The sequence below is a fragment of the Vibrio sp. 1401 genome (genome assembly GCF_033340295.1).
Genome location: NZ_JAWOWF010000410.1, coordinates 1 through 671, shown reverse-complemented (window position 1 = coordinate 671; position 671 = coordinate 1). Strand labels below are relative to the sequence as shown.

Annotated in this window: 1 pseudogene; it reads left to right on the top strand. The window is 43.1% G+C overall.

The features are described from left to right. Positions 1-472 (top strand): annotated as a pseudogene (locus tag R7Z77_RS25935) (hypothetical protein); the annotation flags it as partial. Positions 473-671: the final 199 nt, after the last annotated feature.

The window sequence follows — 671 nt, the reverse complement described above, 5'->3', positions numbered from 1 at the left end:
GTTTGGTAAGGCCCAACTAGCAAGAATGCAGAGGAGTTATTATGCATCTATGGAGGGTCGTATAGCCAACATCGAACCGCCCAAGCACGGCAGCAAGCGCAAGCACACGGAGGTAAAGCATTTTTATGAGGTTCTGGATCAGGTAAAGGCTGATCTGCATGTTGCAGCAGATAACATGCTGGAGCAGCTTAAAAACGAATGCATGGATACGCTCAAGGGTAAATACCTCCCGCTAGTTGATAGGGCTGTTGAGAAGGTCGAGAGTGAACTAGAGGGACGTTTAACCGATGAGGTCAAAGCCAAGATCAAAGAGTCGTACAAGCAAGAGCTTGATAAGGAAATTGATGCTTTCCGTTCCACACCAACGCTGAAAGGAATGGAGGAGAGGGTTACTCAAAGCATTGATAAAGCTAAGGTAAGAGTAGGGAAAGAAGGCGAAAAGCATGTTGCATCGTTCAGCTTTAAGCCCTAACGAATTTAAAAAATGTTGGTTTTGGGTTGTTTTACTGACAACAAATTACTAATCTGTAGGTACAAATTTCAAAAACGTTGATACCATGAAAAAACAAGATTCTTTTAAAACAACCACCTGTGCAACACAATCAGCACTCAAAGAAGGCTTTGACCTTGGGTTTTATAAAGAAGCGCTTATCGTTGCTGCACCAATGCAG